The organism is Hydrogenophaga electricum, from assembly GCF_030160815.1.
GTDB lineage: Bacteria > Pseudomonadota > Gammaproteobacteria > Burkholderiales > Burkholderiaceae_C > Hydrogenophaga > Hydrogenophaga electricum.
Genome location: NZ_BSPB01000025.1, coordinates 43027 through 51277 on the forward strand (window position 1 = coordinate 43027; position 8251 = coordinate 51277).

Below are 8251 nucleotides of genomic sequence, written 5' to 3' on the forward strand. Positions count from 1 at the left end.
GTGGGCGACGCCGACAGCAGCATCGACATCCAGCTCGCTCTGCAGGGGCAGTCGCTGAGCGTGGATTTCCGCACCGACGACGCCCACGCCCGCGCCAGCCTGGCCCAGCACGCCAGCACCGCGCTGAGCGACCTGCTGCAGCGCAGCGGCATCGCGCTGACCGACGTGTCGGTGGGCGCTCAGGCCCAGGGTCAGGGCTCGTCCGGCCAGGACCGTCCGGGCCGGCCCGCGGCCAACCCCGGCCTGCGCGGCATCTCGGCCACCGAAGGCGGCACGCTCGACAGCGCTCGCGCAACCCCCGCACGGCGCCCCGGCGGCGACAGCGGGCTGGACCTGTTCGTCTGAGCCCCTACCCGGGAATAAGCGCCCGAAAAGGCGCTTATTCCACCAAACGGCCCGGGGGCCGGACTTCAATAATGCTTCCGAATCCAGCACGTTTTGCCGCGTGCCTCGCCCGCCAGTGTGGCGGCACCGATCCGGAGTACCTTCATGTCCGCAGCCCCTGCCTCCGCCGCCGATGCGGCACCGCCCAAGAAGAGCAAGAAGCTGCTGATCATCGTGATCAGCGTGGTGCTGGTGCTGGTACTCGTCGCCGCGGGGGCTTTCGTGCTGCTGCTCAAGCAGAACCACGCCGCCGATGAGGGCGACAACGCCGACACGGCCGAACAGAGCCACGCCGCTGCCACGCCCAAGCGCGACCCCAAAACCCCGCCGACCTTCATGCCCCTGGACAGCATGGTCGTGAACCTGGCCGACGCCGGAGGCAACCGCTTTGCCCAGTTGGGCATCACCTTGCAGCTGAGCGACCCCAAGGCCGCCGAAGAGATCAAGGTCTACATGCCGGCCATCCGCAACGGCATCCTGATCCGCGTGTCGCAGCGCACCTCCGAAGAAATGCTGCGCCCCGACGGCAAGGAAGCGCTGGCGCAGGCCATCACCGCCGAGATCGCCCAGGTCATGGGCTACGACTACGACCCGCCCCCGGCACCCGGCAGCGCAGAAGCCCCCAAGCGCCGCCGTGCCAGCAACAACCCGGTGGAGAGCGTGCTGTTCTCCAGCTTCATCGTCCAGTAACCGCGCTGACGGGAGCCACCATGTCGGAAGCCTTTCTGTCCCAGGCCGAGGTCGATGCCCTTCTCGAAGGTGTCACCGGCGAGAGCCAGCACCTGGAAAAGGACGAAGCGCCCACCGAAGGGGTGCGGGGCTACAACCTGTCCAACCAGGAGCGCATCGTGCGCGGGCGCATGCCCACGCTCGAAGTGGTCAACGAGCGGTTCTCGCGCAACCTGCGCATGGGCCTGTTCAACTTCATCCGGCGCAGCCCCGAAATCACCGTCGGCCCGGTGAAGGCCCAGAAATACAGCGCCTTCCTGCGCGATCTGGTGGTGCCCACCAATTTCAACGTCATGTCGGTGCGGCCCCTGCGCGGCAACGGCCTGGTGGTGTGCGAACCGACCCTGCTGTTCAGCGTCATCGACAGCCTGTTCGGCGGCAATGGCAAGTTCCACACCCGCATCGAAGGGCGCGACTTCTCGCCCACCGAACAGCGCGTGATCATGCGCCTGGTCGAGGTGATCTCCGAGGAATACAAGAAGGCCTGGGCCGGCGTCTACCCGCTGGAGCTGCACTACCAGCGCTCCGAGATGCAGCCGCAGTTCGCCACCGTGGCCACCCCGAGCGAGATCGTCGTCAGCACCAGCTTCACGCTGGAGATCGGCGACCTCACCGGCGCCATGCACATCTGCATTCCGTACGCCACGCTGGAGCCGATCCGCGACGTGCTGTATTCCACCGTCCAGGGCGACGCCATGGAGGTGGACCGGCGCTGGGTCCGCGTGCTCAGCCACGAGATCCAGGCGGCCGAACTGGCCCTGGTGGCCGAACTGGCACGCACCGACGCCACCGTCGAAGAACTGCTGGCCATGCAGGTCGGCGACTTCATCGAACTCGACCGCCTGCCCACCATCCAGGCCAAGGTGGAAGGCGTGCCCCTGTTCGAGTGCCAGTACGGCACGCACAAGGGCAAATATGCGCTGCGCATCGAACGGAAGCTGCGCGGCACCGACATGAACTGGCTGGGAGATTCCTATGGCAGCTGACAACCCCGCGTCCTCGAACCAGGACGCTATCGCCGACGAATGGGCCCAGGCGCTGGAAGAGCAGGCCCAGGCCGACCGCAGCGCGGAAGAGGAACACGCACCCGCGTTCGAGACCGTCAACGCCCCGAGCAAGCCCGGGAGCGGCCAGAGCGCGGTCAACGACATCCAGATGGTGCTGGACATCCCGGTTCAGCTCTCGGTGGAGCTGGGCCGCGTGAAGGTGCCGATCAAGTACATCCTGCAACTGGCGCAAGGCTCCATCGTCGAACTCGACGCGCTGGCCGGCGAGCCCATGGACGTGCTGGTCAACGGCTACCTCATCGCCCAGGGCGAGGTCGTGGTGGTGAACGAGAAGTTCGGCATCCGCCTCACCGACATCGTCACCCCGTCCGAACGCATGCGCCGCGTCAGCCGCGGCGCCTGACCCGGGCTTTCCCATGAGCTTCCAGAACGCCCTGCCCGCGCTTGGCCTGCTGCTGATCATGGTCCTCGTGGCCGTGGCGCTGCAGCGCTGGCGCCGCCACCTGCCGTCGCTGGCGCGCCACCAGGGCCCGCCGATGCAGGTGCTCGGCAGCCTGGCGCTCGGACCGCAGCAGCGCGTCGTCGCGCTGCAGGTCGGCGAAGGCGAGCAGCGCCAATGCCTGCTGCTGGGCGTGACCCCGTCGCAGATCAGCGCCCTGCAGACCCTACCCTGCGCTCCCGAAACCGGCCTGCCCGACACCGACGCCCCTGCGGCCGGCGACGGATTTGCGCCCTTGCTGGCCCGGTTCCGGAAACCCGCCGATGACCACCACTGACGCCCCCGCCGCCCGCCGCCGCAGGTGGCTGCCCGCCGCCCTCGTGCTGGCCGCCCTGGCCGCAGCCGTTGCGCCCGCGTTCGCCCAGGGCACCGCGCCGGCCGGCGCAGGCGCCTCGCTGCCCCTGCTGGTCGGGCAAGGCGCGGGCAGCACCAGCTATTCGGTGCCGATCCAGACGCTGCTGTTCTTCACCGCGCTGTCCTTCCTGCCGGCCGTGCTGCTGATGATGACGGGCTTCACCCGCATCGTCATCGTGCTCTCGCTGCTGCGCCAGGCCCTGGGCACACAGTCGGCGCCGCCCAACCAGGTGGTGGTGGGCCTGTCGCTGTTCCTGACGCTGTTCGTCATGGGCCCCACGCTGGACCGCGTCTACAACGACGCCTACGCGCCCTTCAGCGCGAACCAGATCACCTTCGAGCAGGCCCTCGAACGCGGCCAGGCGCCCATGCGCACCTTCATGCTCAAGCAGACCCGCCAGTCCGACTTCGAACTGTTCGCCAAGCTGGCCCAGTTGCCGGCCGACGTGAAGGCCGAGGACGCGCCGTTCCGGGTGCTGGTGCCGGCCTTCGTGACCAGCGAGCTCAAGACCGCGTTCCAGATCGGCTTCATGATCTTCATCCCCTTCCTGGTCATCGACATGGTGGTGGCCAGCGTGCTCATGTCGCTGGGCATGATGATGCTCTCGCCCGTGCTGGTGGCGCTGCCGTTCAAGCTCATGCTGTTCGTGCTCGCCGATGGCTGGAACCTGCTCATCGGCTCGCTCGCCGCGTCGTTCGCCACCTAGGACCACCATGGACCCGCAAGCCGCCCTGACCCTGGGCCAGAAAGCCCTGTTCCTGATCCTCACCGTGGCCGCCCCGGTGCTGGTGACCGTGCTCGCGGTCGGCCTGCTGGTCAGCATCTTCCAGGCCGTCACCCAGATCCACGAAGCCACCCTGTCCTTCGTGCCCAAGCTGATCGCGGCCATCGCCGTGTTCGCCATGACCGGCCCTTGGATGCTCACCACCCTGGTGGAGTTCATCCGCAGCACCATCCTGTCGATCCCGCAGTACGCGATCTGACCGCAGGCCGCCGGGCACGCACCATGATGACCTTCACCGAAGCCCAGATCATGGCCTGGGTATCGCCGGTCTTCTGGCCCTTCCTGCGCGTGCTGGCGGTGTTCTCCAGCGCCCCCATCTTTTCCGCCCGCTCGGTGCCGGTGCGCACCCGCGTGGCGCTGGCCTTCCTCATCGCCTTCTGCGCTCAGGCCGGCCTGAGCGACCAGCCCGTGGTCGGCTTCAACGACGCGCAGGCGCTGCCCGTGGCCGTGCAGCAGGTGGTGATCGGGCTGGCCATCGGGCTGGCGGTACGCATCGTCTTCGCAGCGGTGGAAGTGGCCGGCGAACTCATCGGCCTGCAGATGGGCCTGAACCTGGCCGGCTTCTTCGACCCCGCCACCAACAGCCAGACCAGCGCCGTCGGCCGCTTCTTCGGCAACATGACCATGCTGCTGTTCGTGGTGATCAACGGCCATCTGCTGGTGCTGCAGGCGGTGGTGGCCAGCTTCGACACCTTCCCCGTGGGCACCGGCGCGCTCGAAGCGGTGGCCCGCATGCGCCTGCACGAGCTGGGCACCGTGGTGTTCCGCTACGGCCTGTGGATTGCGCTGCCGATGATCGGCATGCTGCTGTTCCTCAACATCATCCTGGGCTTCGTCTCGCGCGTGGCGCCGCAGATGAATGCCTTCGCCATCGGCTTCCCGCTCACGCTCTCCGTCGGCCTGGTGGGCATCGCGGCCACGCTGCCGATGCTGGAGGTGCCGGTGGTGGCACTGCTGAAGGTGGCCACCGACCTGTTCATGGGCGGGTGAAATGGCCCCCGCGCTCCGCCGCTGACGCGGGTCGCTGCCCCCCGAGGGGGTACGAATCCAGCTTGGGGCGGCCCGGCGCTGGATTCAAGGCCCCCGCGCTCCGCCGCTGACGCGGGTCGCTGCCGCCAACCCCGTCATGCCCGCGCAGGCGGGCATCCAGGCGGCTGCCGCCACCGGGGCGCTGGCTATACCAACCCGTTGCGGATGGCGTACACCGTGAGTTCGGCGTTGTTCGACAGGTGCAGCTTCTCCAGCACCCGGGCCCGGTAGACGCTGACCGTCTTGGGACTGAGCATCAGTTCTTCAGCGATGTCCGAGAGCTTCTTGCCCGAGGCGATCTTCTGCAGCGTCTGCAGCTCGCGCTCGGACAGGCTGGCGTGCAGTTCCTGGTCTTCCGGGGCGTTGAGGCTGTCGACCAGCATTTCCGCCACCGCCGGCGTCACGTACTTGCGACCCTGATGGATGGTGCGAATGGCCGCGATCAGTTCCTGCGGCTCGCTGGCCTTGTTCAGGTAGCCGCGCGCGCCGGCGCGCAGGCAGCGAATGGCGTACTGGTCTTCGGGGTACATCGAGACCACCAGCACCTTCACCGGCGAGCCCTCCTCGCGCAGCGCGGTGAGCACCTCCAGCCCGCCCCGACCCGGCATGTTCAGGTCCAGCACCAGCACATCGGTGGGCACGCGGCGCATGATTTCGCGCAACTCCGGATAGCTACCGGCTTCGCCCACCACCTGAATGTCCACGGCCTCCGCGATGGTGTCGCGAATGCCGCGCCGCACCATGGCGTGGTCGTCACACAACGTGACACGGATCATGCGTTGCCTTCCTTGATCTGCATAGGTTCTTCTTCCGAATCGTCTTCGCCGGTCACAGCGCGGGCCTCGGGGGTCAGGGGCACCGACAGGATGACCGACGTGCCGCGCGGGCCGGAGCTGACGTCGAGCCAGCCATCCACCTTGTGCGCACGCTCATGCAGGCCCAGCAGCCCGAAGGATTTGGCCTTGCGCCGCTCCTGCTCGGTCATGCCGCGGCCGTTGTCGCTCACCTCCAGCGTCAGCACCCCTTCGCGGTCGCTGAGGTCGATCTCCACACTGCTGGCCATCGCGTGTTTGGCGACATTGGTCAGCGCCTCCTGCGCCGTCCGGTAGGCCACGAGCTGCACGTCGCGCGGCACGTCCAGGGTTTCCGAAGACGTGCGCACGCCCACCCGCAGGCCCGTGCGCCGCTCGAAATTCGTGCCCAGCCACTGCACCGCCGCCACCAGCCCCTGGTCGAGGATGGGTGGGCGCAGGTTCATCATGATGCGCTGGCTGGCTTCCAGCGCGTGGCGCAGCATCTCCAGCGCCGTGTCCATGTGCTGCTTGAGGTCCGGATCGGTGGTGCGCCGCGCCACCCACGACAGGTCCAGCCGCACGGCCGCCAGCGCGCCGCCGATGTCGTCGTGGATCTCGCGTGCGATGTCGGCACGCTCGCGTTCGATGCTGGTCTGCAAGTGTTCCGCCAGCTCGCCCAGGCGGCGCTGCGATGCCGCCAGTTCGGCGTCGGAGCGGGTGCGGGCCTGCCGCGCGCGGCTGACCTCGATGGCCCGCTCGATCACGTGGGCCAGGCGGGTCATGTTGTCCTTGAGCAGGTAATCGCTGATGCCGCGGTGCATGGCCTCCACCGCCGCGGCCTCGCCGATCGCGCCGGACAGCACCACGAAAGGCAGCGGCTGCGCGCGCTGGCGCACCAGTTCCCAGGCGTCGAGGCCGGTAAAACCCGGCAGGTGGTAGTCGGCCAGCACGATGTCGTGGTGGCCGTGGTCGAGTTCGCGCTCGAAATCGGGCAGGGTATCCACCAGGGTCAGCTCGCAGGCCACGTGGCTGCGCTGCAGCGCGAACTTCACCAGCGCGTGGTCGACACGGGAATCCTCCAGGTGCAGGATGCGGATGACGTGGGCAGTCTGGAATTCCGGCAAAGCACTCATGGACATGGGCATCGAGGCGACCAGTGGCGCTGTTCGGCGCAAAAAGGTGCTGAATTTGCGGTGTTATTAGCCGATATAGGCGTCAGGGGATGCCGAAAATTGTAAGTGCGCAAGGCTCCGGCCCCCAGCCCTTCATCGAGTGCCACCCATGGAACAGCCTCCGAACCAGCCCACCCTGGCCCTGCCCGTGCAGGCCGTGGCCGATCTCCAGGATGCCCTGCTCATGGCCATGACCGACCTGCAGCGGCTTGAAGGCCTGCTCGACCACGCCACCGGCAATCTGCTGGAACGCTTCAGTACCGCCAACCGGGCCCTGGCGCAATTGGCCCGCCACGACGACCAGGAGTTGCAGCAGATTCGCCAGACCCTGCACCAGGCGGTGACCGAATTGCAGTTTCACGACATGGCCACCCAGTTGATCACCCACACCGGCAAGGTGCTGCAAGGCTGCGCCTGGCGGCTGGCCGACGAGGCGATGGAACCGGAAGAGGACGAAATCCCCCTGTGCCTCAACCCGATGCCCGACCGCCCCAGCCCGGTCACCCAGGGCGAGATGGACGCCGGCTCCGTGGAGCTGTTTTAAAGGCCCGGGCAGCGGCTGCCGATAAGTACGGAATACGGAGTACACCATGCGATCGATTCTTGCCGTCGACGATTCGGCTTCCATGCGGAAGATGGTTTCGTTCACGCTCACCGGCGCCGGTTTTCACGTCGTGGAGGCGGTTGACGGACAGGATGCCCTGGAAAAGGCCCAGACCCACGCCATCGACCTGGTGCTGACCGACCAGAACATGCCCCGCCTGGACGGTCTGGGGCTGACACGCAAGCTGCGTGAACAGCCGAAATTCCAGTCCACCCCCATCCTCATCCTGACCACCGAATCGAGCGACCAGATGAAACAGGCGGGCCGCGCCGCCGGTGCCACCGGCTGGCTGGTCAAGCCGTTCGATCCGGGCCGCCTGATCGAGGTCATTCACAAAGTCATCCGATGACGCACCGGCACCGGTAGCAGGAGACACCCATGGGTGACATGATGAACGAGAGCCAAAACCTGGGCGGCAACATCGACCTGACCCAGTTCTACCAAATCTTCTTCGAAGAGGCGGGCGAAAACCTGGAGCAGATGGAGCAGATGCTCCTGGCGCTCAACCTGGAGGCCGCCGACGACGAAGAGCTCAACGCGATCTTCCGCTGCGCGCACTCCATCAAGGGCGGCGCGGCCACGTTCGGCTTTGCCGACGTCGCCGAGCTCACGCACCGCATGGAGTCCCTGCTGGACAAATTGCGGCGCCACGAGCTGCAGCCCACGGCCCCCATGGTGGACGTGCTGCTCGAATCCTCCGACGCGCTCAAGCTGCTGCTGGCCCGCCACGCGGGGCAGGCGGTGGACCCGCCGGCCACCGCCTCGCTGGTCGACCGCATCTACGCCCTCACCCACGCCGAAGGCACCGCGGCGCCTGCCCCGGCCGCGGTGGTGGCCACACCACCACCGGCGCCCGTGGCGGCCCCCGAACCACCGCCCCCGGCCGCTGCCCCG

The 8251-nt window shown here is 67.6% G+C and carries 13 protein-coding genes; 11 read left to right on the forward strand and 2 right to left on the reverse strand.

Annotation, left to right across the window (positions count from 1 at the left end; genetic code table 11):
* The 8 genes from fliK to fliR form a co-directional block, all read left to right on the forward strand.
* Positions 1-345: flagellar hook-length control protein FliK (gene fliK, locus QQK43_RS14695; protein ID WP_284308332.1), on the forward strand; the 345-nt coding region annotated here is incomplete at its 5' end.
* A gap of 144 nt (positions 346-489) precedes the next feature.
* Positions 490-1074, forward strand: a complete 585-nt coding sequence (locus tag QQK43_RS14700; protein WP_284308333.1) for a flagellar basal body-associated FliL family protein — start codon at positions 490-492, stop codon at positions 1072-1074.
* Positions 1075-1094: 20 nt separating this feature from the next.
* Positions 1095-2099, forward strand: a complete 1005-nt coding sequence (gene fliM / locus QQK43_RS14705) for a flagellar motor switch protein FliM (protein ID WP_234265349.1) — start codon at positions 1095-1097, stop codon at positions 2097-2099.
* Positions 2089-2523, forward strand: coding sequence for a flagellar motor switch protein FliN (fliN, locus tag QQK43_RS14710; protein ID WP_234265350.1), 435 nt, complete (start codon positions 2089-2091; stop codon positions 2521-2523). The genes fliM and fliN overlap by 11 nt, the downstream gene beginning before the upstream one ends.
* 13 nt (positions 2524-2536) lie before the next feature.
* Complete coding sequence (locus tag QQK43_RS14715; protein ID WP_284308334.1) at positions 2537-2896, forward strand: FliO/MopB family protein; 360 nt, start codon at positions 2537-2539, stop codon at positions 2894-2896.
* Positions 2883-3680, forward strand: a complete 798-nt coding sequence (gene fliP / locus QQK43_RS14720; RefSeq protein WP_234265352.1) for a flagellar type III secretion system pore protein FliP — start codon at positions 2883-2885, stop codon at positions 3678-3680. Before QQK43_RS14715 ends, fliP begins: the two co-directional genes overlap by 14 nt.
* Before the next feature lie 7 nt (positions 3681-3687).
* Complete coding sequence (fliQ, locus tag QQK43_RS14725; protein WP_234265353.1) at positions 3688-3957, forward strand: flagellar biosynthesis protein FliQ; 270 nt, start codon at positions 3688-3690, stop codon at positions 3955-3957.
* A 23-nt stretch (positions 3958-3980) separates the two neighbouring features.
* Entirely contained in the window at positions 3981-4748 is a 768-nt protein-coding gene (gene fliR / locus QQK43_RS14730) for a flagellar biosynthetic protein FliR (RefSeq protein ID WP_234265354.1), read from the forward strand.
* Positions 4749-4933: 185 nt separating this feature from the next.
* Here fliR and QQK43_RS14735 read toward each other — a convergent pair whose 3' ends face one another.
* Both QQK43_RS14735 and QQK43_RS14740 read right to left on the reverse strand, forming a co-directional pair.
* Positions 4934-5563 (reverse strand): response regulator, encoded by a 630-nt coding sequence (locus tag QQK43_RS14735; RefSeq protein ID WP_284308335.1) that lies wholly within the window; start codon positions 5561-5563, stop codon positions 4934-4936.
* Positions 5560-6714 carry an ATP-binding response regulator gene (locus QQK43_RS14740; RefSeq protein WP_234265356.1) on the reverse strand — a complete coding sequence of 385 codons (1155 nt, stop codon included), beginning with the start codon at positions 6712-6714 and terminating at the stop codon, positions 5560-5562. The genes QQK43_RS14735 and QQK43_RS14740 overlap by 4 nt, the downstream gene beginning before the upstream one ends.
* Before the next feature lie 148 nt (positions 6715-6862).
* Here QQK43_RS14740 and QQK43_RS14745 point away from each other — a divergent pair, with 148 nt between their 5' ends.
* From QQK43_RS14745 to QQK43_RS14755, 3 genes are all read left to right on the forward strand, one after another.
* A complete protein-coding gene (locus QQK43_RS14745) occupies positions 6863-7297 on the forward strand; it encodes a hypothetical protein (RefSeq protein WP_234265357.1) in 435 nt (144 codons plus the stop codon).
* A 46-nt stretch (positions 7298-7343) separates the two neighbouring features.
* Positions 7344-7706, forward strand: a complete 363-nt coding sequence (locus tag QQK43_RS14750) for a response regulator (protein ID WP_234265358.1) — start codon at positions 7344-7346, stop codon at positions 7704-7706.
* A 29-nt stretch (positions 7707-7735) separates the two neighbouring features.
* On the forward strand, positions 7736-8251 hold a 516-nt coding region (locus tag QQK43_RS14755), incomplete at its 3' end, for an Hpt domain-containing protein (RefSeq protein ID WP_284308336.1).

Coding starts and splice junctions, on each gene's coding strand:
- QQK43_RS14700 (WP_284308333.1), top strand. CDS start 490: ATGTCCGCAGCCCCTGCCTCCGCCGCCGATGCGGCACCGCCCAAGAAG.
- fliM (WP_234265349.1), top strand. CDS start 1,095: ATGTCGGAAGCCTTTCTGTCCCAGGCCGAGGTCGATGCCCTTCTCGAA.
- fliN (WP_234265350.1), top strand. CDS start 2,089: ATGGCAGCTGACAACCCCGCGTCCTCGAACCAGGACGCTATCGCCGAC.
- QQK43_RS14715 (WP_284308334.1), top strand. CDS start 2,537: ATGAGCTTCCAGAACGCCCTGCCCGCGCTTGGCCTGCTGCTGATCATG.
- fliP (WP_234265352.1), top strand. CDS start 2,883: ATGACCACCACTGACGCCCCCGCCGCCCGCCGCCGCAGGTGGCTGCCC.
- fliQ (WP_234265353.1), top strand. CDS start 3,688: ATGGACCCGCAAGCCGCCCTGACCCTGGGCCAGAAAGCCCTGTTCCTG.
- fliR (WP_234265354.1), top strand. CDS start 3,981: ATGATGACCTTCACCGAAGCCCAGATCATGGCCTGGGTATCGCCGGTC.
- QQK43_RS14735 (WP_284308335.1), bottom strand. CDS start 5,563: ATGATCCGTGTCACGTTGTGTGACGACCACGCCATGGTGCGGCGCGGC.
- QQK43_RS14740 (WP_234265356.1), bottom strand. CDS start 6,714: ATGAGTGCTTTGCCGGAATTCCAGACTGCCCACGTCATCCGCATCCTG.
- QQK43_RS14745 (WP_234265357.1), top strand. CDS start 6,863: ATGGAACAGCCTCCGAACCAGCCCACCCTGGCCCTGCCCGTGCAGGCC.
- QQK43_RS14750 (WP_234265358.1), top strand. CDS start 7,344: ATGCGATCGATTCTTGCCGTCGACGATTCGGCTTCCATGCGGAAGATG.